Origin of the sequence: Massilia agilis (assembly GCF_024756255.1) — a bacterium.
GTDB classification, from domain to species: domain Bacteria; phylum Pseudomonadota; class Gammaproteobacteria; order Burkholderiales; family Burkholderiaceae_D; genus Telluria; species Telluria agilis.
Map to the genome: position 1 here is coordinate 52,265 of NZ_JANUHB010000004.1, position 24,427 is coordinate 76,691.

The 24,427-nt window shown below is 66.0% G+C and carries 20 protein-coding genes; 8 read left to right on the plus strand and 12 right to left on the minus strand.

Annotation, left to right across the window (positions count from 1 at the left end):
• Positions 1 to 6: 6 nt before the first annotated feature.
• The 8 genes from NX774_RS16765 to NX774_RS16800 form a co-directional block, all read right to left on the minus strand.
• Positions 7 to 519: a GNAT family N-acetyltransferase gene (locus NX774_RS16765; RefSeq protein WP_258823402.1), complete on the minus strand. Its 513-nt coding sequence runs from the start codon at positions 517 to 519 to the stop codon at positions 7 to 9.
• The gene (locus NX774_RS16770; RefSeq protein ID WP_258823403.1) at positions 516 to 1,730 is read right to left on the minus strand and encodes a 6-phosphofructokinase; all 1,215 of its coding nucleotides are present in this window, start codon (positions 1,728 to 1,730) and stop codon (positions 516 to 518) included. The genes NX774_RS16765 and NX774_RS16770 overlap by 4 nt, the downstream gene beginning before the upstream one ends.
• A 135-nt stretch (positions 1,731 to 1,865) precedes the next feature.
• The gene (locus NX774_RS16775) at positions 1,866 to 3,875 is read right to left on the minus strand and encodes a S9 family peptidase (protein ID WP_258823404.1); all 2,010 of its coding nucleotides are present in this window, start codon (positions 3,873 to 3,875) and stop codon (positions 1,866 to 1,868) included.
• 143 nt (positions 3,876 to 4,018) lie between these two features.
• Positions 4,019 to 5,416, minus strand: coding sequence for a M20/M25/M40 family metallo-hydrolase (locus NX774_RS16780; protein WP_258823405.1), 1,398 nt, complete (start codon positions 5,414 to 5,416; stop codon positions 4,019 to 4,021).
• A gap of 82 nt (positions 5,417 to 5,498) precedes the next feature.
• Complete coding sequence (locus NX774_RS16785; protein ID WP_258823406.1) at positions 5,499 to 7,580, minus strand: sodium:solute symporter family protein; 2,082 nt, start codon at positions 7,578 to 7,580, stop codon at positions 5,499 to 5,501.
• Positions 7,577 to 7,891, minus strand: coding sequence for a DUF4212 domain-containing protein (locus NX774_RS16790; protein WP_258823407.1), 315 nt, complete (start codon positions 7,889 to 7,891; stop codon positions 7,577 to 7,579). The genes NX774_RS16785 and NX774_RS16790 overlap by 4 nt, the downstream gene beginning before the upstream one ends.
• Positions 7,881 to 9,404, minus strand: coding sequence for a sensor histidine kinase (locus NX774_RS16795; RefSeq protein WP_370660445.1), 1,524 nt, complete (start codon positions 9,402 to 9,404; stop codon positions 7,881 to 7,883). Before NX774_RS16795 ends, NX774_RS16790 begins: the two co-directional genes overlap by 11 nt.
• A complete protein-coding gene (locus NX774_RS16800; RefSeq protein ID WP_258823408.1) occupies positions 9,401 to 10,111 on the minus strand; it encodes a response regulator in 711 nt (236 codons plus the stop codon). The genes NX774_RS16795 and NX774_RS16800 overlap by 4 nt, the downstream gene beginning before the upstream one ends.
• Positions 10,112 to 10,317: 206 nt before the next feature.
• On the opposite strand from NX774_RS16800, the gene recA reads away from it, so the two are divergent.
• From recA to NX774_RS16835, 7 genes are all read left to right on the plus strand, one after another.
• Entirely contained in the window at positions 10,318 to 11,397 is a 1,080-nt protein-coding gene (recA, locus tag NX774_RS16805; RefSeq protein ID WP_258823409.1) for a recombinase RecA, read from the plus strand.
• A gap of 37 nt (positions 11,398 to 11,434) precedes the next feature.
• Complete coding sequence (gene recX / locus NX774_RS16810) at positions 11,435 to 11,890, plus strand: recombination regulator RecX (RefSeq protein WP_258823410.1); 456 nt, start codon at positions 11,435 to 11,437, stop codon at positions 11,888 to 11,890.
• A 369-nt stretch (positions 11,891 to 12,259) separates the two neighbouring features.
• Positions 12,260 to 12,823: a DUF2889 domain-containing protein gene (locus NX774_RS16815; protein WP_258823411.1), complete on the plus strand. Its 564-nt coding sequence runs from the start codon at positions 12,260 to 12,262 to the stop codon at positions 12,821 to 12,823.
• Between the two features lie 59 nt (positions 12,824 to 12,882).
• Positions 12,883 to 14,052 carry an ADP-forming succinate--CoA ligase subunit beta gene (gene sucC / locus NX774_RS16820; protein WP_258823412.1) on the plus strand — a complete coding sequence of 390 codons (1,170 nt, stop codon included), beginning with the start codon at positions 12,883 to 12,885 and terminating at the stop codon, positions 14,050 to 14,052.
• An 18-nt stretch (positions 14,053 to 14,070) separates the two neighbouring features.
• Positions 14,071 to 14,952, plus strand: a complete 882-nt coding sequence (gene sucD / locus NX774_RS16825; RefSeq protein ID WP_258823413.1) for a succinate--CoA ligase subunit alpha — start codon at positions 14,071 to 14,073, stop codon at positions 14,950 to 14,952.
• A gap of 252 nt (positions 14,953 to 15,204) precedes the next feature.
• The gene (locus NX774_RS16830) at positions 15,205 to 15,639 is read left to right on the plus strand and encodes a pilin (protein ID WP_258823414.1); all 435 of its coding nucleotides are present in this window, start codon (positions 15,205 to 15,207) and stop codon (positions 15,637 to 15,639) included.
• 133 nt (positions 15,640 to 15,772) lie between these two features.
• Positions 15,773 to 17,164: an O-antigen ligase family protein gene (locus NX774_RS16835; RefSeq protein WP_258823415.1), complete on the plus strand. Its 1,392-nt coding sequence runs from the start codon at positions 15,773 to 15,775 to the stop codon at positions 17,162 to 17,164.
• A 36-nt stretch (positions 17,165 to 17,200) separates the two neighbouring features.
• On the opposite strand, the gene NX774_RS16840 is transcribed toward NX774_RS16835, so the two are convergent.
• From NX774_RS16840 to moaC, 4 genes are all read right to left on the minus strand, one after another.
• A complete protein-coding gene (locus NX774_RS16840; protein ID WP_258823416.1) occupies positions 17,201 to 19,249 on the minus strand; it encodes a S9 family peptidase in 2,049 nt (682 codons plus the stop codon).
• Positions 19,250 to 19,354: 105 nt separating this feature from the next.
• Complete coding sequence (locus NX774_RS16845) at positions 19,355 to 20,788, minus strand: choice-of-anchor Q domain-containing protein (protein ID WP_258823417.1); 1,434 nt, start codon at positions 20,786 to 20,788, stop codon at positions 19,355 to 19,357.
• A 401-nt stretch (positions 20,789 to 21,189) separates the two neighbouring features.
• The gene (locus NX774_RS16850; RefSeq protein WP_258823418.1) at positions 21,190 to 22,005 is read right to left on the minus strand and encodes a GH12 family glycosyl hydrolase domain-containing protein; all 816 of its coding nucleotides are present in this window, start codon (positions 22,003 to 22,005) and stop codon (positions 21,190 to 21,192) included.
• Positions 22,006 to 22,100: 95 nt separating this feature from the next.
• Positions 22,101 to 22,589: a cyclic pyranopterin monophosphate synthase MoaC gene (gene moaC / locus NX774_RS16855; protein WP_258823419.1), complete on the minus strand. Its 489-nt coding sequence runs from the start codon at positions 22,587 to 22,589 to the stop codon at positions 22,101 to 22,103.
• A gap of 113 nt (positions 22,590 to 22,702) precedes the next feature.
• Between moaC and NX774_RS16860 the strand changes: the two genes are divergently transcribed.
• Positions 22,703 to 24,271 (plus strand): M48 family metalloprotease, encoded by a 1,569-nt coding sequence (locus NX774_RS16860; RefSeq protein WP_258823420.1) that lies wholly within the window; start codon positions 22,703 to 22,705, stop codon positions 24,269 to 24,271.
• Positions 24,272 to 24,427: the final 156 nt, after the last annotated feature.

A 24,427-nucleotide genomic window follows, 5' to 3' on the forward strand; every position in this document is an offset into this window, starting at 1 on the left:
CTGGTGCTACCGTGCCGGCGCCGCTTCAGCGCCGGCGCCGGCCTGCCACAGCAGCTCGTGGCGCATCTCGTCGCTGCGCACCAGCGTGAAGCCCAGCCGCTGGTAGAGGCGCAGCGCGGCCTCGTTGCTGCGTAAGACCGACAGGGCAAGCGATGCGCACGCCGCCTGCGCCTGGTCGCGCACCGCGGCGAGCAGCACGCCGCCATGGCCGCGTCCGCGCTCGCCCGGCACCAGCGCTATGTCCACCACACGCCAGTCGCGTCCCGAGGCATCGAGCAACAGGCGGCCGATGGGCCGGGCGTCGCACTCGAGGATCAGCGCGGCGGCGTGCGGGAACGCCATCTGCCAGCTCGTTTCCTGCGCGTGGCGCTGCATGTCGATCAGCTGTTCGAGCATCGGCGCCGGCAGCGGCAACTGGCGCAGGTCGTCCCGCGTCGAGGCAAACAGCGCGCGGCAGAAGGCCGCGTCCGCGTCCGTGGCCGCGCGCAGGGTGAGCGGGGAAGGCAGGGGGAAGCTCATCGCTTGAGCACCTTCTCGACCGTTGCGCCGCGCAGGCGGAAGGCGTCCGGCATGCCCGAGCCCAGCAAGGGCCGCAGGTACAGGCGAAACGCATCGGTGACGTCGGTGCCCGAGGGCGCGATGAACTCGTCCTCCATGGTGCGGGTCTTGCCCGCCACCGCGGTGAGCGGCTGCAGTTCGTAATCGACCGAGTAGAAGCCGGTGCGGCGGATCGCCACCGAGCCGTCGCGGTCGCCCCACATCGCGAACTGCACCGCCTTCTCGCCCACTTCGCGCGCCTCGCGCTGGTCCACGTCCGACACGCAGCCGATGAAGGAGCGCTGCAGGTAGCCGAAGGTGTCCCCGCGCACCCGCTTGATGCCCAGCTTGGACTTGATCTCGTCGCACAGCAGGTCCGCCAACGCGCCGGTGCCCGACAGCTGCACGTTGCCGTGCTGGTCGCGCTCGATCTCCTTGGCCAGCAGCGTGGCCACCAGCTGGCCCGAGGCGTCGTGGATGCCTTCGGACACCGCGATCACGCAGCGGCCATGGCGCTCATACATCGCCTTCACGTCCGCAAGGAAGCGCTCCAGCTCGAAGGTACGTTCGGGCACGTAGATCAGGTGTGGGCCGTCGTCGGGGAACTTTTTGCCCAATGCCGAAGCGGCCGTGAGGAAGCCGGCGTGGCGCCCCATCACCACGCCGACATACACGCCCGGCAGCGCGGCATTGTCGAGGTTGGCGCCGGCAAAGGCCTGCGCCACGAAGCGCGCGGCGGACGGAAAGCCGGGCGTGTGGTCGTTGCCGACCAGGTCGTTGTCGATGGTCTTGGGAATGTGGATCGAGCGCAGCGGGTAGCCGGCCTTGCGCGCCTCTTCGCTGACGATCCGCACGGTGTCGGCCGAGTCGTTGCCGCCAATGTAGAAGAAGTGCTCGATCTCGTGCGCGCGCAGCACCTCGAAGATGCTCTGGCAGTAAGCCATGTCCGGCTTGTCGCGCGTCGAGCCGAGCGCCGACGACGGGGTTGCGGCGACCAGCTCGAGGTTGTGGCTGGTCTCCTGGGTCAGGTCGAGGAAGTCCTCGTTGACGATGCCGCGCACGCCATGCAGCGCGCCATAGATGCGGGTGACGTTGCGAAAGCGCCGCGCCTCGAGCGTGACCCCGACCATCGACTGGTTGATGACGGCGGTGGGACCGCCTCCCTGTGCGACCAATATTTTGCCTGACGACATAGCATCCTCGCGACTTGTTAGCGTTGATACGTCGTCCCGGCGCAGGCCGGGACCCATGCTGAGTTCGCAGTACAGCAGTGCCGACAACTTCGCAAGCTCAGCATGGGCCGCGGCTTTCGCCGGAACGACGGCTGGTTATTGCTGCTTCTGCGAGCCCGGCCCGATGTTCTTGTCCAAAAACTTCTCGACCCGGGTCCAGAAATCGTAATTGTTCTTCGGCAGATGCCAACCGTGTCCCTCGTCCGGATACTCGATCCATTCGACGTTCTTGTTCGTCCTGGTCACCGCATCATAGAACTGTTTGCCGTGGTACATCGGCACGCGCTCGTCCACGCCACCGTAGGCCATCAGCACCGGCTGGGTGATGCGCGACGCCTGTTCGATCGGCGAGGTCGCCTTGAGCTGGGCCGCATCCTTGACCGGGTCGCCGATCATGTCGGGCATGCCGTACTGCTTCCATTCGTCCGTCATGTCCGAGCGGTAGTTCCAGCTGCCCTTGTACATCAGGTTGATGTCGGTCACGCCAACCCAATTCACGCCGCACTTGTACAGGTCCGGGTCGTTGACCAGGCCCATCAGTGTGGCGTAGCCGCCGTAGCTGGCGCCGGCAATGCAGATCCGCTTCGGGTCGGCGATGCCTTTGCCGATCAGGTAGCGGGTGCCGTCGGCCACGTCGTTCTGCATGGCCAGGCCCCATTGCTTGAAGCTGGACAGCATGTGCCTGGAGCCCAGCCCGGTGGTGCCGCGGAACGACGGCTCGAGCACCGCATAGCCGCGTGAGGCCAGGAACTGGCTGATCGGGTTCCAGCCCCAGGCGGTGCCGTTGGTCCACGGGCCGCCGTGGACCAGCACCACCAGCGGCAGGTTGCTCTTGCCGCCGGGCGGCAGGGTCAGCAGGGCAGGGATATCGAGGCCGTCACGCGCCTTGTAGCGGATGGGCTGCTGGTGTCCCATCTGCCGCGGGTTGATGGCGGGGTGCGAGTCGCCCACTTTGCTGACCTGCCTGGTGTCCTTGTTGTACAGCCAGTAGGCGGGCGGAATCACGTCCGAATAGCCCACCACCAGCACCCACGGCGCTTCCTTCTTGGGCGTGGACAGCAGCAGGTTGACGGTGGCCGGCAGGGCCTTGTCCACCTCTTGCTGGAGCGCCTTCATGCCCGGGTCGAGCCATTCTTGCGAATGGGCATCGGTGGTGAAGTCCAGGCCCAGCACCTTGTCCTTGCTCGTGATGAGCTTGCCGTTGAAGTCGTACCCGGCGGTGACGATCACGGGATCCGGGTTGATGCTGCCGGTCTTGAAGTTGAAGGTGTACAGCGACCGGGTGTCCTTGCCGGCCTGGGCCGTCACGTACAGCGTGCCGTCCGGACCGAAACCGACCGGGAGGATCTTGTCGGTGTCTTGTTTGTACGGGTCGAAGCTGGCCAGCTTGCGCCATTCGTTGTTGGCGGGATCGCGGTAGTAGATGGTGGTCAGGTTCTTGTCCGTGCCCGTGGCCAGGCGCGGCTCGCCCTTCTCATCGAGCATCCAGCCCTGCACCTTGGCCGGCCGCGGCACCATCTCGGTCTGGCCAGTGACCGTGTTCAGGCGCATCAGCGAGATATGGCTCAGCTTTCCGGTTTCGGCCCACTCCGGCTGGAACACGTACACCCATTCGGAATTCCTGGGGCCGGGCTGCTCGAACAGGTAGGTGTAAAAGGGCAGGATCTTGCGGCCGAGCGACTGGGCACCGCGGAAGCGATCCGCCAGCTGAACCAGGTTGCTGCCATCGCGGTTCACCGCGAACAGGCCGGGCGCGTAGTACTTGTCGCCCGTGCCCAGGTCCTTGTCCTGCACGTTGAAGACGAGCCGCTCGTCGTTCACCCAGCGGAAGGTGTCGATGTCGGCATCGTTGTAGGCGGCCACCACCTTGCCGGTGTTGGTGGTCAGGTCTACCACCATCAGCATGTCGCGCTGGCCTTCGGCGCCGGCGCGGGCGGCGATGTATTTACCGCTCGGCGACAGGGTCGCGCCGCCGAACTTGGCACTGGCGAAGAACGCCTCGACCGATGGCGGCGCGGCGGGCGCGGCGACCGGTTGGGCGTGGGCGGTGGAAATGGCAAGCGCGAGCAGCATGCTGGCGCACGCGGTACGGAAAGGGAACGGCATGGGTTTTCGTCCTTGTTATTCTGGTCGTTGTGCCGCCGGGCGGCTCGCTCAAGAATAACAGCTAGGTTTCCATGACGCTATGCGCTGTTGCCATTTCATGCGCGGCGGATGACGCCCCCTGCCCACGCGCCCAGCCGGCGATCCTACCCGCCCAGCTTTTTCAGCAGCACCACCCAATGGTCCACGTTGTCGTCCAGCGCCTTCACCGGCAGCCGTTCGTCGCGGCCGTGCGCGCGCAGGTCGGTTGGCACGATCGACCAGGCGCCATCGACGCCGTACACCGGAATGCCCACCTCGCGGAACGGACGCGCGTCGCTGGCGCCGGTGCTCATCTCGGGGAATACCGGCGCGCCCGGATGGTGCGTGTGGACCGCCTCGGTGAACGCGGCCACCACGTCCGGACGCAGCGGCGAAGCCAGCGAGGTCACGTACTTGTCGGCGCGCGTGACCGCCACGCCCGGATCGGCCGCCACTTTTTCCAGCTCGGCGCGCACCGCATCCGGCGACACGCCCGGCATGATGCGGCAGTTGATGTTGGCGGTGGCCGTCTGCGGCAGTGCGTTGTCGGCATGGCCGCCGGACAGCAGCGTGGCCACACAGCGCGTGCGCGTCAGGCCAACCTCGCCTTCATCGGCTTCGATGAAGTCGGCAGCCTTGCCGTCCGCAGGGTTCTTCAGCCAGGCGCGCATCGCGTCGCCCAGCGGGCCGGTCTCGGTCTTTTCACGGCCCGCGAAGTAGGCGCGCGTCGTTTCATTGAGCACCGGCTCGAAGCGATAGGTCTCCAGGCGATGCAAGGCGTTGGCCAGCTGGTAGATGGCGTTGTCGGCGCGCGGCTTGGACGAGTGGCCGCCGCGGTTCTTCACGGTGAAGGTGTAGTCGGCGAAGGTCTTCTCGGCGCTTTGCATGGTGAAGCCCAGCGCGCGGCCGTCCGGCGTGAAGCCGCCGCCGCCGCCGTCGGCGTTCAGGCCGTATTCGACGTCCAGCAGGTCGTGCCACTTGGTCGCGCCGAGCGTGGCGCCGATCCCGACCGTCTCCTCGTCGCCGGTGTAGAACACGATGATGTCGCGCCTGGGCGTAAAGCCGCTGGCCTTGAGCTTGAGGATGGCGGCGGTGGTGGCGGCAATGCCCGACTTGATATCGGTGGTGCCGCGGCCGTAGTAGTAGCCGTCCTTTTCGGTGAACACGAACGGATCGGTGTCCGACCAGTCCTCGCGTTTGGCCTCGACCACATCCATGTGGGCCATGACCATGATCGGCTTGGCGGCCGGCTTGCCGGGCGCGCGCCAGCGCACGATCAGGGCGGCCGTCTTCTCGTAGGGCATGACGTGGATGTCGGCATCCGGGATGCCGGCCGCGCGGTACTGGTCGGCCAGCCAGTTGGCCAGTTCGGGCACCCGGTCGCGGCCCGCGACCGTGGGCACGTTCACCGCATGCTCGAGCAGCGCGCGCGCCTTGGCGTGCCACTGGTCGTTCTGGGGTGTCGCCTGCACGGCGGCCGGCAAGGCCAGCAAGAGGATCTTCAACAGGGTGCGCGCTGCCATTCGGTGGTCTCCTTCGATGATTTTGTCGAACAGCAAGTAAATTATCACATCGGCATGGACCGTGGCGTGCCGCCGAGACCGCTCACTGCGGCGTTGGTGCCTGCGAATCGGCCACCTGTTCCGGCGCACGGATGTAATCGACCAGCCCGGCGCTGCTGCGGTGTGGCGGCGCGGTGAGCAGGCTGCCGATGACGATCGCCGCAAAACCGGCCGGCACGCCGAACACGCCGGCCGAAATCGGCGCGATATTCCACCACGTCGCTGCCAGGCTGCCGCCCAGGCTGGGGTTCGTGTGCAGCATGTAAAACAGGCAGACCACGAAGCCCACCACCATGCCCGACACCGCGCCCACGTGGTTGGCGCGCTTCCAGAACACGCCCGCCACCAGCGGCGGGAACAGGGTGGATGCCGCCAGCGAGAACGCGGCCCCGACCAGCGACAGGATGTCGGCCGGCTTTTGCGAGGCGGCATAGGCGGCAATGAAGGCCACCGCGAGCAGCAGCAGCTTGGAGATCGTCACCCGCTTCTGGGTGGAGGCTCCCGGGTCCACGATCTTGTAGTAGATGTCGTGCGAGAGCGCGTTGGAGATCGCCAGCAGCAGCCCGTCGGCAGTGGACAGCGCGGCCGCCAGGCCCCCGGCTGCCACCAGGCCCGAGACCACGTAGGGCAGCCCGCCGATCTCGGGCGTGGCCAGCACCAGCACGTCGCCGTCGATCGCGATCTCGGCCAGCTGCACGATGCCGTCGCCGTTGATGTCGGTGACGTTGATGAGCGGATTGACCCGGTCCACGTTGGCCCAGTACGAGATCCACGAGGGCAGGTGGTGGTAGTCGCTGCCGACCAGGAAGGTGTAGATGTCGTACTTGGCCAGCACCGCCAGCGCCGGGATGGTCAGGTAGATCAGCAGGATGAAGAACAGGGTCCAGAACACCGACACCCGGGTTTCGTGCACCGACGGCGTGGTGTACGAACGCATCAGGATGTGCGGCAGCGCGGCGGTGCCCATCATCAGGCACAGCGCCAGCGCCAGGAAGTTGTTGCGGCGGATGTCGGACGCCTCTTCGGACGCGCCGGGGAAGGGCGTCGCGTGCGGCTCGGGCGGGCGCGCGCGCGCCAGGCTGGACGCCTTCAGCTCGGTCCAGATGCGCACCGCGTCCTCGGGATTCTTCGGGTAGGCCGCGAGCTCGCGCTCGGCCGCGCGGATCTCGGTGAGCGAGGCATTGCGCAGGCGCGCCGCGTCCAGCTTGCGCTGCACTTCGCGCTTGCCGGCCGCCCACGAGGCCGGCAGGCCGGCCAGGCGGTGCTGGTAGTCGGCCGCGCGCTGCAGGAAGCGGTCGCGCACGTCCTGCTCGCGCGGGTCGTGCACCAGCTGGGCTTCGCGCTGCGCCAGCTTGGGCAGCACCGAGCCGTAGGCGATCTGCGGCACCGGGTTGCCGGCGTGCTTGGTGGACAGCCACATGGTCGGGATCAGGAACGCGACCAGGATGATGATGTACTGGGCCACCTGGGTCCAGGTGATGGCGCGCATCCCGCCCAGGAACGAGCACACCAAAATGCTGGCCAGGCCGAGGAAGATCCCGACCGAGAAATCGACGCCGGTAAAGCGCGAGGCGATCAGGCCCACCGCGTAGATCTGCGCCACCACGTAGGTGAACGAGATGATGATGGTGGCGCCCACCGCGATCACGCGCACCGGTCCGCCGCGCGAGCCGGCGCCGCCGCCGTAGCGCGCCGCCAGGAAGTCGGGCACGGTGTACTGGGCGAACTTGCGCAGGTAGGGGGCGATCAGCAACGCCACCAGGCAGTAGCCGCCGGTCCAGCCCATGATGTAGGCCAGGCCGTCGAAGCCGCGCAGGTACAGGCTGCCGGTGAGGCTGATGAAGCTGGCCGCCGAGATCCAGTCGGCGGCGGTGGCCATGCCGTTGAACAGGGCCGGCACGCGCCGCCCGGCCACGTAGTATTCCGAGACGTTGGAGGTGCGCGTGATCACGCCGATCGTTGCGTACAGCACGATGGTCGCGAACATGAACAGGTAGCCGATCCACAGGCGCGGCATGCCTTCGCGCTCGAGCAGGCCAAGCGCCAGCAAGAAGGCGATGAAGCAGGCGGTGTACCAGAGGTAGTAGCGCGACAGGCGCTGGAAGTAGTTGTGCGCCGCGTTCATGCACTCTCCCCGGCCGCGCGCGCGTACTCGCGGTCCAGCCGGCGCATGCGGATCGCGTAGCCGCCGATGATGGCCAGGTACATCAGCGAGGCGCCCTGCGCGGCCATGTAGAACGACAGCGGCCAGCCGAACAGCGTCAGGTGCGCCAGGGCGCGCGCGAAGTACACCGTGCAAAAGCCGGTCGCCAGCCACAGGGCCAGCAGCACCAGCGTGAAGCGGCGCGCGCGCTGCCAGTGCAGCTCGCGCGCACGCGCAAGCTGTTCTTGCTGCTGCTGGTCGGGCACGGAGGCGGGAGGGGCGCTAGGAGGCATGGTCGTCGGTGATCGCGGGTGGCGGGAAGGTCAGCCGGAACAGGCTGCCCGGGTTCTTTTTCGAATGGCTGCGCGGATTGTTGAACAGGTCGATCTCGGCGCCGTGCTGCTGCGCGATTTCGCGCACGATGGCCAGGCCCAGGCCGCTGCCGGGGGCCTGCGAGCCGAGGATGCGGTAGAAGCGCTCGAACACGTTGGCGCGCTCGGACGGGGCGATGCCCGGGCCGGTGTCTTCCACTTCGAGCAGCGCGTTCTCGCCGTCGCGCCGCACGCGCACGGTCACGCTGCCGCCCGCGGGCGTGTAGCGCAGCGCGTTGTCGATCAGGTTCGACAGCATCTCGCGCAGCATCATCGCGTTGCCGGCGATTTCGATCTTGTCGTCGAGCGGCTCGAAGCCCAGGTCGATCTGGTGCGCGAACGAGGCCTGCACCCATTCCTGCACCGTGTTGCGCGCCAGCTGGATCAGGTCGACCTTCTCGAACGCCAGGCCGGCGTGCGGCTGGTTCTCGGCGCGCGCGAGCGCCAGCAGCTGGTTCACCAGGCGCGTGGCCGACTCGCTGCTCTTGGCCAGCTGCTCGAGCGAGCGGTGGATCTCGTCGGCGTCGGCCTGGCGCAGCGCCAGCTCGGACTGCATGCGCATGCCGGCCAGCGGGGTCTTCATCTGGTGCGCGGCGTCCGCGATGAAGCGCTTTTGCATGTCGATCGTCTGCGACAGCCGTTCGAGCATGTCGTTGAGCGAGCCGACCAGCGGCGAAATCTCTTCCGGCACCTGGCGCGAGTCGATCGGCGACAGGTCGTCCGGGCGGCGCGCGCGGATGCGCTCCTGCAGCTGGGCCAGCGGCGACAGCCCGCGCGAGAGCGCGAACCAGACCAGCGCCAGGATCACCGGCAGGATGATGAACTGGGGCAGGATCACGCCCTTGATGATCGCGTTGGCCAGCTGGGCGCGCTTTTCCAGCGTCTCGCCCACCTGCACCAGCGCCAGGCTGCCGTCGGCGTCGGGATGGGCCGGGTCCAGGTGCACATAGGCGTAGGCGATGCGCACCGGGGTGCCGTGCAGGCGGTCGGTGCGGAACTGGACCTCGGGGCCGTCCACCACCTCTTCCTCGGACGGCAGCGGCAGGTCGCGGTCGCCGTCCACGAAGGCGCCGTGCGGGCCGGTGATCTGGAAGTACACGCTGTCCACGTCGTCGGCGCGCAGGATGTCGCGCGCGCTGTCGGGCAGGTGCGCGGCGAGCTTGCCGTCCACCTCGCGCACCTGCTGGGCCAGCACGGTCAGGTTGTCCTTGAGCGCGTGGTCGAACGGTTCGTTGGCGATCGACTTGGCCACCAGGTAGGTGATCGCGATGCTCATCGGCCAGAGCAGCAGCAGCGGCGCCAGCATCCAGTCCAGGATCTCGCCGAACAGCGAGTGCTGGATGTTCTCCTCGGGCTCGGGATTGGGCGGTACGTACGGCGCCTCGGCGGCCCGCGCATCGGGCAGCCTGGTCAGGCCGGCGTCGCGATCGTTCACTTGCTGTCAGTGGCCGGTGCGGTGGGGGGACGGTTGGCGTCCGAGTATTTTTCCAGGCAGTAGCCAAGGCCGCGCACGGTGGCGATGCGCACCCCGCCGACCTCGATCTTCTTGCGCAGGCGGTGCACGTAGACCTCGATCGCGTTGTTCGAGACCTCCTCGCCCCATTCGCACAGGTGGTCCACCAGCTGCTCCTTCGAGACCAGGCGCCCGGTGCGCGCCAGCAGCACCTCGAGCAGCCCGAGCTCGCGCGCGGACAGGTCGAGCATCTGGTCGTTGATGTAGGCGCTGCGCCCGACCTGGTCGTAGGTGAGCGGGCCGTGGCGGATGACCGTGGGGCCGCCGCCGGCGCCGCGCCGGGTGAGGGCGCGCACGCGCGCCTCGAGCTCGGACAGCGCGAACGGCTTGGCCATGTAGTCGTCCGCACCTAGGTCCAGGCCGTTGACGCGCTGTTCGATGGAGTCGGCCGCGGTGAGGATCAGCACCGGCAGGAGCGAGCCGCGCGCGCGCAGGCGGCGCAGCACTTCGAGCCCGGACAGCTTGGGCAGGCCAAGGTCAAGGATGAGCAGGTCGAATTCCTGGGTCGACAGGGCCGTGTCGGCATCCTGGCCGTTCTTGACGCAGTCGATCGCATAACCGGACTGGCGCAGCGAGCGGGTCAGGCCGTCGGCGAGCACGCTATCATCTTCGGCAAGTAAAATACGCATTTCGGAGCACCGGGTAGGGTGTGTGATTAGACCTGATATACCTCTGTATTGTGTTTGATTTGCCGCAACAACGCGAGCTTTGTCAAACACCCGGCAATTTGCGCTTGCAAACACTACTGTTTTTTTATACAGTACCGCCTGTGATGACGCGCGGCCGTTTTTGCGCTTTCCCAGCGACCTTGCCTTCTTCTGACTGAAAGAAAATTATGGACGACAAAAAATCCGCAGTAAATGCTTCCGAAAAGAGCAAGGCGCTGGCCGCCGCTCTGGCACAGATCGAAAAGCAGTTCGGCAAGGGCTCGGTCATGCGCATGGACGCCAATGCGCCGGTCGAAGAAGTGCAAACCGTGTCCACCGGCTCGCTCGGCCTGGACATCGCGCTGGGCGTGGGCGGCCTGCCGCGCGGGCGCATCGTCGAGATCTACGGTCCCGAGTCGTCCGGTAAAACCACGCTGACCCTGCAGACCATCGCGCAAATGCAAAAGCTGGGCGGCACCTGCGCCTTTATCGACGCCGAGCACGCGCTGGACGTCACCTATGCCCAAAAACTGGGCATCAACCTGTCCGAGCTGCTCATTTCGCAGCCGGACACCGGCGAGCAGGCGCTGGAAATCACCGACGCGCTGGTGCGCTCGGGCTCGGTGGACCTGGTGGTCATCGACTCGGTCGCCGCGCTCACCCCGCGCGCCGAGATCGAAGGCGACATGGGCGACGCCTTGCCGGGCCTGCAGGCACGCCTGATGTCGCAGGCGCTGCGCAAGCTCACCGCCTCGATCAACCGCACCAACACCCTGGTCATTTTCATCAACCAGATCCGCATGAAGATCGGCGTCATGTTCGGCAACCCGGAAACCACCACCGGCGGCAATGCGCTCAAGTTCTACGCATCGGTGCGCCTGGACATCCGCCGCACCGGCTCGATCAAGTCGGGCGACGAGGTGATCGGCAACGAAACCAAGGTCAAGGTCGTCAAGAACAAGATCGCCCCGCCGTTCAAGGAAGCCCACTTCGACATCCTGTACGGGGAAGGCACCTCGCTGGAAGGCGAAATCCTCGACCTGGGCGCCGACAACAAGGTCATCGAGAAGTCCGGTTCGTGGTACAGCTACAACGGTGAGCGCATCGGCCAGGGCAAGGACAACGCCCGCCAGTTCCTGAAGGAGCGCCCGGCGCTGGCGCGCGAGATCGAAAACAAGGTCCGTGCCGCACTCGGCGTGCGCGAGCTGCCGCCGGTGGAAGAAGACGGTGGCAAGCCCAAGCTCAAAGCCGTCGGCGCCGACGAGTAAGGCGTAGGGTGGGCGGATTTCCGCCCACGCGTTCAACATGCCCCAACTGAGCCTCAAAGCGCGCGCCCTGCGTTACCTGTCGACGCGCGAGCACAGCCGGCTCGAGCTTGGCCGCAAGCTGGCGCGCTACGCCGAGGAGGGCGAGGACGTCGAAGCCGTGCTCGACTTCCTCGAGAAGAACAACTGGCTGTCGCAGGAGCGTTTTGCCGAAGCGCTCGTGCACCGCAAGGCCGGCCGCTACGGCAACAGCCGCGTGGTCGCCGAACTGCAGAACCACGGCGTGGGCGGCGAAGCCCTGGCCGAGCTCAAGTCCGGGCTGGCCGAAACCGAGCTCGCGCGCGCCAAAGAAGTCTGGCGCCGCAAGTTCGGCAAGGTGGCACAGGACGCCGCCGAGCGCGCCAAACAGATGCGCTTCCTGCTGCAGCGCGGCTTTTCGCAGCGGGCCGTGCGCGCCGCCATGCAGGGCGGCGCGGACGAAGACGACGCGGGCTGAACACAGCCAGCGTCGTGGGCAGTTGCAGGACCAAGCGCGGAGCGCCATCCGCCGCACGTCTAACCCGCGTGCTCCTCACCGCAGATGGCGCTGCGCGCTTGGGCTTGCTTTCCCTTCCATCGGCCGTGGCTGGCCCGTCCGGGCCGGCTGCCGCGGCCAGTCATCCGCTCGAGGCGAACTCAGGTATTCACGATCGCGTTGCCTGCTTGGCAATTATCGAATGCTGCAGTGCAGCCAGTCGCAAGCATGTGCTAAACTTTCGAGGTTTCAGCAGCGCCGCATGAGCGGTAGTTGCCGTAGAAGCTGCGGCAACGTGCATCAGGCACACGGCTGCGTAATTTATCGCCGCATTCCCGGCACTTGGTTTTTATGCCCCTGTCTTCTCCCGTCCCGCGCCAGCTCCGGCACACGCGCGCCATCACCGTTCAAGCGTACGCGCGCGAGGACGGCCTGTGGGATCTCGACGCGTCCATCAGCGACGTCAAGGTCCGGGACATCCTGCTCGCCTCCGGCGTGCGCGAGGGCGGCAAGCCGGTGCACGACCTCAAGCTGCGGGTGACCATCGACCGCGAGCTCGTGATCGTCGATGCCGAAGCCGCATCCGATGCCGTTCCCTATCCTGGTTTTTGCGACACCATCGCCGACGCCTACAAGAAACTGATCGGCTTGTCGCTGATGAAACATTTCCGGTTGCACCTGAAGGATCGCCTGTCCGGCGTGCTCGGTTGCACCCATCTCACCGAACTGGCGCAGGTCCTGCCGACGGCGGCGATCCAGGCTTACGCCAACGACGTGTTCCAAACCCGCGACGGCGTGGACGAGGACGGTGCCGAGCGCCCGTTCCAGATCGACCGCTGCCACGCATTGCGTGCCGATGGCCCGGCCGTGGCCAAGTTCTACCCGCGCTGGGTGGCCAAGCCCGTGACCAGTTAGGCGTCGCGTTTTTTCGATTTCAACCTTAATCAGACCTGTAAGAGGGAAGGGAAGACAGCATGAAAATCCATGAGTATCAAGGCAAAGAAATCCTCCGGAAGTTCGGAGTGACCGTTCCGCGCGGCATTCCGTGCATGTCGGTGGACGAGGCCGTGAAAGCAGCTGAACAGCTGGGCGGCCCGGTCTGGGTAGTCAAGGCGCAGATCCATGCTGGCGGCCGCGGCAAAGGCGGCGGCGTGAAAGTGGCCAAATCGCTCGAGCAGGTGCGCGAATACGCGAACCAGATCATGGGCATGCAGCTGGTCACCCACCAGACCGGCCCGGAAGGCCAGAAAGTGCGTCGCCTGCTGATCGAAGAAGGCGCCGACATCAAGAAGGAACTGTACGTGTCGATGGTCACCGACCGCGTCTCGCAGCGCGTGGTGCTGATGGCCTCGTCGGAAGGCGGCATGGACATCGAGGAAGTGGCCCACTCGCACCCGGAAAAGATCCACAACGTCGTGATCGACCCGTCGATCGGCCTGACCGACAAGGACGCCGATGACATCGCCCGCAAGATCGGCGTGCCGGAAGGCTCGATCGCCGACGCGCGCAAGAACCTGCAAGGCCTGTACAAGGCGTACTGGGAAACCGACGCTTCGCTGGCCGAAATCAACCCGCTGATCCTGACCGGCGACGGCAAGGTCATCGCACTGGACGCCAAGTTCAACTTCGACTCGAACGCCCTGTTCCGTCATCCGGAAATCGTCGCCTACCGCGACCTGGACGAAGAAGATCCGGCCGAAGTCGAGGCATCGAAATTCGACCTGGCTTACATCTCGCTCGACGGTAACATCGGCTGCCTGGTGAACGGCGCCGGCCTGGCCATGGCCACCATGGACACCATCAAGCTGTTCGGCGGCGAGCCGGCCAACTTCCTCGACGTGGGCGGTGGCGCAACGGCCGAGAAAGTGACCGAAGCCTTCAAGATCATGCTGAAGAACCCGGGCCTGAAAGCCATCCTGGTCAACATCTTCGGCGGCATCATGCGCTGCGACGTGATCGCCGAAGGCGTGATCACCGCGTCCAAGGCCGTGTCGCTGAACGTGCCGCTGGTTGTGCGCATGAAGGGCACCAACGAAGACATCGGCAAGAAAATGCTGGCCGAATCCGGCCTGCCGATCATCTCGGCCGACACCATGGAAGACGCAGCGAAGCAGGTTGTGGCCGCTGCTGCTGGACAAGCCTAATTCGCGAAGGATAGAAAAATGTCGATTCTGATTAACAAAGACACCAAAGTTATCACCCAGGGTATCACTGGCAAGACCGGCCAGTTCCACACCCGCATGTGCCGCGACTACGCGAACGGCCGTGAAGCCTTCGTGGCCGGCGTGAACCCGAAGAAAGCCGGCGAGGACTTCGAGGGCATCCCCATCTTCGCCAGCGTCAAGGAAGCCAAGGCCGAAACCGGCGCGACCGTGTCGGTGATCTACGTGCCGCCCGCAGGCGCCGCCGCCGCGATCTGGGAAGCCGTTGAAGCCGAGCTCGACCTGGCAATCTGCATCACCGAAGGCATCCCGGTCCGCGACATGATGGAAGTGAAGGACCGCATGGCCAAGGCCGGTTCCAAGACCCTGCTGCTGGGCCCGAACTGCCCGGGCCTGATCACCCCGGACGAGATCAAGATCGGCATCATGCCGGGTCACATCCACAAGAAGGGCCGCATCGGCGTCGTGTCGCGCTCGGGCACCCTGACCTATGAAGCCGTGGGCCAGCTGACCGCGCTGGGCCTGGGCCAGTCGTCGGCAGTCGGTATCGGCGGCGACCCGATCAACGGCCTGAAGCACATCGACATCATGAAGATGTTCAATGACGACCCGGACACCGACGCCGTCATCATGATCGGCGAGATCGGCGGCCCGGACGAGGCCAACGCTGCTTACTGGATCAAGGACAACATGAAGAAGCCGGTGGTTGGCTTCATCGCTGGCGTCACCGCTCCCCCGGGCAAGCGCATGGGCCACGCCGGCGCGCTGATCTCCGGCGGCGCCGACACCGCGCAAGCCAAGCTGGAAATCATGGAAGCCTGCGGTATCAAGGTCACCAAGAACCCGTCGGAAATGGGCCGCCTGCTCAAGGCCATGCTGTAAGACCTTCCGGTCGTCTCGAAAAGGGAGCCTGCGGGCTCCCTTTTTTCATCCGCCCTGCCGTTTGACCAATGACAAACTTTGCCGAGGGCGCTGACAATTTTTGTCACTTATCGAACAAAAAATGTTCCGGAAATGGCCGCTTATTGCATATTCGGCAATAAATCGTCATACTTTCCCGCTGGCACGGCAATTGCTCATAAGAAACCGTGGCAAGAAGCGGTGTCACCCAACCTTAACCTGGAGAGATGAAAAATGAAATCGATGAAGATCGTTAAGAAAGCCCAAGCCGGCTTCACCCTGATCGAACTGATGATCGTGGTTGCGATTATCGGTATCCTGGCCGCCGTGGCAATCCCGGCCTACCAGGACTACGTCGCCAAGTCGAAATTCGCTGCTGCGCTGGCGGAAGTGTCGGGCGGTAAGACCGCCTATGACATGAAGATCATCGATGGCGTTGCTGCACCGACGGTGGCAGATGCCGGCCTGAAGACTCCGACCACCAACTGCGCCATGGACGTGGTCGCCAACGGCGGCGGCCTGAAGTGCACCATCCAAGGTGGCCCGGCAAGCGTGGCGACCAAGGTCATCACCCTGTCGCGCGCTGCCGACGGCGCGTGGACCTGCGGCTCGACCCTGGACGCAGCCGACAGGACGAAGATCGCTGGTACCAGCTGCACCGGTAGCTAATTTGGAAGACTGCGGTGCGTGGCACCGCAATCACCAGATTGCCGCTTGGTTCGCGCCAGGCGGCATTTTTTTTACCCATATCGAAGCGAGGCCGACGTTGCTTACGACAAGCGATAGCCGGATGCCGGTTGCAATGCTGCTGTCCGCCGCCCTGTTCGCGAATTTCGCGGTGGTCGCTGGGCACGACTTCCAGCGTGTTGTCGAGATCGCCGCCCTGCTTTGTGCCGGGGCTTGGCTGCTGGCGTCGCGTTCGGACGTACCGGGCCGGCTGTTCGCCGGAGCGGTTGGCAAGACGCTCGCGGCGTTCTTCCTGTTCGGCCTGCTGAGCAGCGTCCTTGCACGCGAACCGCGTCTGGCCGCCTTCGAAACCTCGATATTTTTTCTGCTGTATGCCATCGCAATCGCCGCCGGCGCCGAGATCGCCAAGTGCGGACTGCCGGCATTGGTTCGGATCCTGCAGATCGTCGCCATCGCTGGGGTGCTGTACACGCTCAAGTTCTTCGTCGCCTACTTCGGCTCGTTCCATCTGGGCATTGCGCTGGAGGCCGACGATTTCACGCCGGGCTTCAGCAATATCCGTTTCTTCAATCACGTCCAGACCTCGACCTTGCCTTTGCTGGTCCTGCTGTGCAGCCTGACGCCGCGCACGTCCCGGCTGCGCTGGCTGTGGCTGGCCGTCACCGCCTACTGGTGGATGGCCTTGTACGCGACCACCGGGCGCGGCACTCTGGCGGGCATGGCCGCCGCCTGCGCCGCGGCCGCCTTCCTGCTGCGTGGCGCCGCCTTGCCTTACCTCAGGCAGGTCGCCTTGACCGCAATCCTCGGTGTAGTCGCTTACGTGGTGCTGCTCGTGATCGTGCCCGCGCTGCTCGGCGCGAAAGGAATCGGCGCCTTCGCGTTTGCCGTCGAGCGCACGGTAGCCAATCCGGCCTCCGGAAGAATGCCCCTGTGGCGCCAGGCCGTGACGCTGATCCTGCAGCACCCCTTGCTGGGTGTCGGGCCGATGCACTTTGCCCACTTTGGCCGCCCGGTGCACCAGGGTGCCCACCCCCACGACTGGCTGCTGCAGATCGCCAGCGAATGGGGCTTGCCGGCGCTGGTCTGCCTGCTGGCCGCGCTTTCGATCGCCCTGCGCGCGCTGGTGCGCGCGCCACGCCACGTCGATGCGCACGACCGGGACAACCGCGCCGTTGCCGCAGCCATGCTGGTGGGGGCGGTGGCGATCCTGGTGGACGGGCTGGTTTCCGGCGTCCTTGTCATGCCGCAGAGCCAGCTGGGGATCGCGCTGTACCTGGCTTGCGCGACCGGCTGGTACCGCACCGTCGTGCCGGCGACGCGGGTGTCGGGCGCCGGCAGGACCGCGCGCGTGGTGGGCGCCGTACTGTTTGTCGGCGCCATGGCCGGGCTGGCGAACTTGCTGCCGGACGGGCTCGCACGCTTGCGCGCCGAGCCCTTGAGCCCGGCGCTCGAAGCCGTGAACGCGGGACCGTCGTGGCCCCGGCTGTGGAAGGAAGGTTATTTCTGACGACGGCGCGAGGCCGCGCCGCCGGCCTCGCCCTGCTTACTGCTTCAGGTGCGCATCCAGCCAGTCCAGCACCGTGTGATGCCACAGCACCGAGTTGGCCGGCTTGAGGACCCAGTGGTTCTCGTCCGGGAAGAACAGCAGCTTGCTCTCGATGCCGCGGCGCTGCAGGGCCGTAAAGGTGGACAGGCCTTGCGCGGTCGGGATGCGGAAGTCCATGTCGCCCTGCACGACCAGCATCGGCGTCTTCCAGTTCTTCACGTAATTCACCGGGTTGAAGCGCTCGTGATTCTCCGGCACCGTGAAATAGGCGCCGCCGTTTTCCCAGTCGGTGAACCACTGCTCCTCGGTCGAGAACGCCATGCCGCGGGCGTCGAACACGCCGTCGTGGTTGACGATGCACTTGAAGCCGTCGGACCAGTTACCCTCGATCCAGTTCATCATGTAGCCGCCGTACGAGGCGCCCAGCGCGCAGCGTTTCTCGTGGTCCAGCCACGGGTACTTCGCCTCGGCCGCGGCCAGCCCCTTCTTCAGGTCCTCGAGCGGCTTGCCGCCCCAGTCGCCGCTGATCGCGTCGGTGAACTTCTGGCCATAGCCGGTCGAGCCATGGAAGTCGATGAACACCACCGCATAGCCGGCGCCGGCGTAGGTCTGCGGATTCCAGCGGTAGCTCCAGCCGTTGCCGAAGCTGCCCTGTGGGCCGCCATGCACCAGGAAGGCCACCGGATACTTTTGGCCCGGCACCGCGTTCCACGGCTTCATCACGTAGCCGTGCACCGTGTCGCCGCCGGCGCCGGCGAACGAGAACTGCTCGTACTCGCCCCAGCGCACGTCCGCCAGGCGGTCCGCATTCTGGTTGGTCAGCTGGCGCGCCTTGCCGCCCTTGAGCGCAAACAGCTGCGCGCCGGACTGCAGGTTGGACTGCGTGTAAGCGATCGTGTCATGACGCGCGTCGAAGCCGCCGATCGAACCCTTGTCCGTCAGCGCCGTCACCTTGCCGCTGGCGACGTCGATCGAGAACAGCTTGTGGTTGCCGACGTCTTCCGCGTCCACGATCAGCGACTTGCCGTCGGCGCTCCACTGCATGCTGCCCGGCGAGCGGTCCCAGCTCTCGGCCACGTTGTGCTTCTTGCCGGTGGCAACGTCCATCAGCACGATGTGGAAGCGGTCGGCCTCGAAGCCCGGGCGCGTCATGGCCAGGTAGGCGATGGTGCGGCCGTCCGGCGAATAGACGCCCTTGGTGTCCCAGGCGTTGTTGTCCTGGGTGAGGTTGCGCGGCGCGGCGCTGCCGTCCGCCGGCACCGCATACAGGTCGAAGTTGGTGGACCACGCCTCGGTCTTGCCGGCGATGCGGGCCGAGAACAGCACCGTCTTGCCGTCCGGGCTGAAGCGATACTCGTCATGGTCGCCGAACGGCTTGGACGGCACGTCGCCGTCGAGCGAGCCGGACAGGCTGGCCGGCGCCGCGCTCACGCGGCCGCTGGCGTCGATCGGGGCCGAGTACAGCACCGCGTTCTTGCCGTCCGCCCAGGTGTCCCAGTGGCGCACGAACAGCTTGTCGTACACGCGGCCGGACGCCTTGGTCTTGCCGCGCTCCTCGTCCTTGGCCTTGCTGCAGGCCAGGTCGCGGCATTCGCGGTACACCGACATGCTCATCAACAGACGGTCGCCCGTAGGGGACAGCCGGAAATTGTCCACGTCCAGCGGCAGGCTGGTGACCATCGACGCCTCGCCGCCGGACAGCGGCAGGCGCCACACCTGCGACGAACCGGAGCGGCCCGACAGGAAATAGATCGCGTCGCCGGCCGGCGACCACTCCGGATCGGTGCTGCTGGCGCTGTGGTTGGTCAGCCGCACCGGCGCCGGCTTGGCCGCGCGCAGGTCGACCATCCACAGGTCGGTGTGGCCGCGGTTCTTGGCCATGTCGGTGCTGCGTACGGTGTACACCACGCGCGTGCCGTCCGGCGACACCGCCGGGCTGCCGACGCGCTCCATGTTGACCAGGTCCTCGACCGTAAAGCCGCGCGGCGCGGCCGACGCGCCCGTCGCCACCAGGGCGGCGCCCAGCGCGAGCAAATGGTATCTCATGCAATCCCCTTCAGGTTCTTGTGACAGGCGCCTGCCGGCTCCGGCGGCGCAAGGTCAGCAATGTACCATGCGGGGAAAGCTTCAGTAGAGCATGATCGCAGCTGGCTACCGCGGCGCCTCGTAGGCCCCGATGCAACTGCCATTGCTCGGGTCGCGCGTGCGGCCGTCGAAGTCGTTGGCGAGCGCGTTGCTGGTCGTGCCGCTGTCGATCGCCGCCGAGTGCGACGCGAGGTGAAAATTCGGCAGCAGCATGGCCTTCTCGTAGCGGACGAAGGCCGGGTCGGCGGTCAGCGTGCCCGTAGCGGTATTGCGCATCGGTCCCCAGTCGCGCGTGTTTTGCGCGAGCAGGTTGTTGCGGTAGTAGTTCACGCCCATGATCCCGCCGCTGCCGACGTATTCCTCGATCCCGATGTAATTGTCGTAAGCGATGTTGTTGTAGACGAGCGTGTCCTTGTGCTCCACCTTGGGCCCCCGGTACGCGCCAGTGCCCACCACGATGCCCACGTACGACGCGGCCACCGTGTTGTTGATGACCTTGACCGCATTGGCCTCGTGGTACAGGTGGATCGCGGCGCCGCGGTAGGCGCGATAGACGACGTTGTTGACCACGCTGCCGGAACTGCTCACGTAGATGCCCTGGAACCGGTTGCAGCCGGCGGCATCGCGCCCGATGTCGCGCACCCAGTTGCCCACCGCATCGCTCAGGCCGCCGTTGTCGTAGGCGTCGATGTTGATGCCGGCGCCGCCGCTGCCGCTGCTGCACGAATACCAGCGCGCGATGTCGTGCACGTAGTTTTCGCGCACCACGCTGCGCGAACCGCTGGTGTAGATTCCCTGGCGCCAGTTGTCGCGGGTGGCGCTGGCGGAAGACGAGCCGTCCACTTCGAAGCCGACGATGTGCACGTAGTTGCCGGTGTTGGTCCAGCCGGTGCTGTTGTCGGCCTCGTTGGTGGAGGCCGGCGCCGGCACGATCTTCGCACCCCAGCGCATGGTGGAAACCCAGTAGATCCTGCCGTCGTAGCCGCCCGCGACCGTGTCGGCGCCGTCGGTGCTGGTGCGCAGTCCGCCCTCGTACACGCCCGGCTTGACGAAAATGGTCGTGCTCGGCCCCTTGACCGCCCTCGCGGCCGCGGCCAGCGTCTTGTACGGATTGGCTTCGCTGCCGTCGGGGCGCTCGCCGGTTGCCGAGGCATCGACGTAAATCCTGGTGCGGGTGTTCTGGCCGATGCTGCTCCAGGCGTGCCGTTCCACCAGTTCCGGGCTCTTCTTCAATTGGAACGCGATCTCGTCCAGGCCCAGGTTCGATGCTTGCCAGAACAGCAGGTCCGCCGCGCTGGGTGCGCGGCCGAGCAGCCACCAGTACAGGCCGCCAACGTCGTCGTCGCTGGGGGTGCCGTTCGGGGAAGGGTTGGGGGCGGGCGTGGGCGGCGGTTCGCCCGGGGCAATGCCCGGGGACGGGACCGCCGCCACATCGGCCGCGAGCTGGGGTTGTTGACGGGCGGTGTCGCCACCGCCGCTGCATGCCGAGAGCAACACCATCGTAAGACAACATAACCAGGCGTTGATACGGACATCCAAAGCGCGAGGGAACAACTTGTTCATTTCGTATTCCTTCTTCTTCTGTTGGTTTTGGATAAGTACGGATAAAGCGGACGCTGGCACTGGCAGTTCCTCGGGTACCTGTTCTCCTTACAAAAACTTGGGCAAAAAGATGCCCCTCCCGCGGGCAAGGCGGGTCACATGGGTTTGCCTGGAAAGATGCGCGGCTGCGCGCGCGCCGAGTGGGCTTGACGTTAATGCAAGCTTTTCAATTCAACGCAAGCATTTGAGCGGCAGATACTGACGCGGTTCAAGGTACGCATTTCAAGCATGCGCCGCGTCAAACGTCGAGGCTGCCTTTGGAAATAGCGGGCCGATCTTCAGGCCCGCGGCGTCCCGGCTTAGCGGCTTACCGAGTAGGCGTTCACGGTGGCGCTTCCGCTGCCCTTGACCAGTTCGCTGCCAAACTCGATGGTCGACAGGTAGTCGGTCGATGCCAGGTAGCCTTTCGCCAGCAAATAATCGACGAACGGCTTGACCCGGATGGTCGCCTTCGGCATTGGCGTCTGGCTGGCGAACGACAGGAAAATCCACTGGCGGCTGGTGCTATTGTCGACACAGACGTCGTACGTGACTCCGTCGACGGTGAGCGTGTCCACCACAGGCGAGTCTTTCCACGTTCCCAGCAGCTTGATCATGATTTCGGCCTTGTGCGGCCACTGCCCCGCTGACTTGGTGGCGTCCACCCACATGTCGTAGGTCAGGTTGTAGTCGCCGGTCGCGTCGATCGTAACGTCGTGCCTGACCGTGAGCGCCCCCAGACCCGAGAACGGGATCGGGCTGAGCGGCTGGCCCTGCGGGCGGTACAGGATTTCGGCGTACGACTTGACGGTGAAGTCGCTGTTGGGCCAGGCCCAGTTCCATTTGGCGGTAACGCCGCTCTGCACCGGCTTGCCGTTCTCGACAGTGCCGACCGACGCCGCGCTGATGCATTGCGTGAAGTCGGAGATCGTGCCCTTGCCCCACAGGTTGTTGGTGATCGCGTAGTCGCCAACGGCCATCGCCGGCCACGCGTTCTTGTCACAGCTTTCGGCCGACACGGGAACAAACGCCGCCGGCGCCTGCTGGGCGACAGGGGCGGGCGCAGCGGCGCCGCCACCGCCGCCGCCGCAGGCAGAGAGCAGCAACGGGGCGAGCAAACAGATTGCTTTTTTCATGGTTCTTGGTTGTTGTGCAAAAAATGTTCTAAATTTTATAGCACGCAAACCAAGTTGCGATAGGGAAAAATTAGGTGGACAGAAAAACTGAAGGCTTACACTTGCGCGTGCCAATCCCCGCTCTTGCCGCCGTGCTTCTCCAGCACGCGCACATTGGTCATGACCATGCCGCGATCGACCGCCTTGCACATGTCGTAGATCGTCAGCAGGCCCACCTGCACGGCGGTGAGCGCCTCCATCTCGACCCCGGTCTTGCCGACCGTTTCGACCTGCGCGCGGCAGTGCACGCTGCTGGCGGCCTGGTCGATCTCGAAGTCCACCGCCACCCGCGTGATCGGCAGCGGATGGCACAGCGGCACCAGGTCGCTGGTGCGCTTGGCGCCCATGATGGCGGCAATGCGCGCGATGCCGATCACGTCGCCCTTCTTGGCGCTGCCCGAGGTGACGAGTTCGAGCGTCTCCGGCTTCATCCGGATCGTGCCGGCCGCCACCGCGATCCGGTGCGTTTCAGCCTTGGCGCCGACATCGACCATGTGGGCTTGTCCGGTGGCGTCGAAATGGGTGAGCTGGTCGGGGGAAGTCATCGTGCGATTGTTTGGTTGATAATGCAGGGTAACAAAGTGTTTCGGCCAGCCGTTCGACAACTGCCGATGAGGGTATGATAGCACCCGTGAATTCGATCCCCGTCCCAGCGAAGATGCCACCACGCCGGTGGCCCCGCGCTCTGACTGCCGTCTGCCTGTCCGTATCGGCCGCGCTCGCCCTCGCGTCGCCGACCGAGGTCTATCGCAAGCCGCCGGACAACACCAACCTGCCGACCCTGGGCGAGCCGGCGCGCGAGGACCTGTCTCCGATCGTCGAGCGCAAGCTGGGCGAGGAGATCATGAATGACATTCGCCGCGACCGGGACTTCCTCGACGACGACCCGCTGCTCGAATACCTGAACAACCTGGGCACCACGCTGGTGGCGGCCGCGCCGGGCGCGCGCGGCGAGGCCAATTTCGACTACTCTTTCTTCGCCGTGCGCGACCCGATGATCAACGCGTTCGCGCTGCCGGGCGGCTTCATCGCGGTGCACTCGGCGCTCTTGATCGCGGCGCAGAACGAGTCCGAGCTGGCCTCGGTGCTGTCGCACGAGATCGGCCACGTCCAGCAGCGCCACATTGCGCGCATGCTGGGCAAGCAGCGCGAGGATATGCTGTTGCCGCTGGCGGCGCTCATCCTGGCCGCGCTGGCCGCCAAGAGCAGCCCGGATGCCGCAATGGGCATCGCGCTGGGCGGGCAGGGCCTGGCGATCCAGCGCCAGCTCAACTTCAGCCGCGACGCCGAGCGCGAGGCCGACCGGGTCGGTTTCCAGATCATGAATTCGGCCGGCTTCGACACCTCCGGCATGGTCGCCTTCTTCAAGCGCCTGCAGACGGCCACGCGCAACTATTCGGAAATGCCGGCCTGGCTGTCCAGCCACCCGCTGACGGCCGAGCGCATCGTCGACATCCAGTCGCGCGTGCGCGAGGCGCCGCACCAGCGCCCCCACGCCGATTCGCTCGATTTTTACCTGGTGCGGTCGCGCGCCCGCGTCCTGCAGGACGAAACCGTGAAGGCGCGCGAGGACACCCAGGCCGCGTTCCTGGCCCAGATGGAGCAGCCGAGCCGCCAGCAGCAGGTGGCGGCGCAGTACGGGCTGGCGTTCCTGGCTTTGCGCGGCGGCGACCTGGCTGGCGCGCAGAGCTGGCTGGACAAGGCGCGCGCCGCGCTCAAGCCCAGGCCGGGCGTGTTCTCGGCGGAGCGCGACAGCAATGACGGCGCGGCCATGCTGGCCGGGCTGCAGATCGAGATCAAGCTGGCGCCCGGCCAGCCGGACGCGGTGGTGCAGCAGGCCGTCCGGGACGCGGCGCAGGCGCACCAGCAATTCCCGCTGTCGCGCGCCATCGCGCGCCAGTATGCCGAAGCGATGATCGCGGCCGGCAAGCTGGACGATGCCGCCCGCTTCCTGCGCGACCAGATCAGCCAGTACCGCGCCGAACCCAAGCTCTACGACCAGCTGGCCAAGACCTATGCCAAGCAGGGCAAGATCGCGCTGCAGCACATGGCGCTGGCCGAATCCTACGCGCTCAGCGGCGCACTGCCGGCGGCGGTGGACCAGCTGGACATCGCGCGCAAGGCGGGCGACGTGTCGTTCTATGACCAGGCGGTGATCGACGCGCGCGAACGCGAGATCAAGGCCAAACAGAAGGACGAGAAGGAAGAGAAGAAGGACCGGCCGTAGCGCGCAGGCCGAATCGGAAAACGCCAGCCGCAAACACTTGCACGTCGTCCCGGCGCATCCTCGGCGGCCCCGCCGTGACCCATAGACCGCGTGAATGGCCGCAACTTTGCCGCAGTCCCGCTGACTCAGCATGGGTCCCGGCCTTCGCCGGGACGA

Coding starts and splice junctions, on each gene's coding strand:
- recA (WP_258823409.1), top strand. CDS start 10,318: ATGGACGACAAAAAATCCGCAGTAAATGCTTCCGAAAAGAGCAAGGCG.
- NX774_RS16800 (WP_258823408.1), bottom strand. CDS start 10,111: ATGCGTATTTTACTTGCCGAAGATGATAGCGTGCTCGCCGACGGCCTG.
- NX774_RS16835 (WP_258823415.1), top strand. CDS start 15,773: ATGCTGCTGTCCGCCGCCCTGTTCGCGAATTTCGCGGTGGTCGCTGGG.
- NX774_RS16775 (WP_258823404.1), bottom strand. CDS start 3,875: ATGCCGTTCCCTTTCCGTACCGCGTGCGCCAGCATGCTGCTCGCGCTT.
- NX774_RS16785 (WP_258823406.1), bottom strand. CDS start 7,580: ATGAACGCGGCGCACAACTACTTCCAGCGCCTGTCGCGCTACTACCTC.
- NX774_RS16790 (WP_258823407.1), bottom strand. CDS start 7,891: ATGCCTCCTAGCGCCCCTCCCGCCTCCGTGCCCGACCAGCAGCAGCAA.
- NX774_RS16850 (WP_258823418.1), bottom strand. CDS start 22,005: ATGAAAAAAGCAATCTGTTTGCTCGCCCCGTTGCTGCTCTCTGCCTGC.
- recX (WP_258823410.1), top strand. CDS start 11,435: ATGCCCCAACTGAGCCTCAAAGCGCGCGCCCTGCGTTACCTGTCGACG.
- NX774_RS16830 (WP_258823414.1), top strand. CDS start 15,205: ATGAAATCGATGAAGATCGTTAAGAAAGCCCAAGCCGGCTTCACCCTG.
- NX774_RS16765 (WP_258823402.1), bottom strand. CDS start 519: ATGAGCTTCCCCCTGCCTTCCCCGCTCACCCTGCGCGCGGCCACGGAC.
- NX774_RS16770 (WP_258823403.1), bottom strand. CDS start 1,730: ATGTCGTCAGGCAAAATATTGGTCGCACAGGGAGGCGGTCCCACCGCC.
- NX774_RS16815 (WP_258823411.1), top strand. CDS start 12,260: ATGCCCCTGTCTTCTCCCGTCCCGCGCCAGCTCCGGCACACGCGCGCC.
- NX774_RS16845 (WP_258823417.1), bottom strand. CDS start 20,788: ATGGTGTTGCTCTCGGCATGCAGCGGCGGTGGCGACACCGCCCGTCAA.
- sucD (WP_258823413.1), top strand. CDS start 14,071: ATGTCGATTCTGATTAACAAAGACACCAAAGTTATCACCCAGGGTATC.
- moaC (WP_258823419.1), bottom strand. CDS start 22,589: ATGACTTCCCCCGACCAGCTCACCCATTTCGACGCCACCGGACAAGCC.
- NX774_RS16840 (WP_258823416.1), bottom strand. CDS start 19,249: ATGAGATACCATTTGCTCGCGCTGGGCGCCGCCCTGGTGGCGACGGGC.
- NX774_RS16860 (WP_258823420.1), top strand. CDS start 22,703: ATGCCACCACGCCGGTGGCCCCGCGCTCTGACTGCCGTCTGCCTGTCC.
- sucC (WP_258823412.1), top strand. CDS start 12,883: ATGAAAATCCATGAGTATCAAGGCAAAGAAATCCTCCGGAAGTTCGGA.
- NX774_RS16780 (WP_258823405.1), bottom strand. CDS start 5,416: ATGGCAGCGCGCACCCTGTTGAAGATCCTCTTGCTGGCCTTGCCGGCC.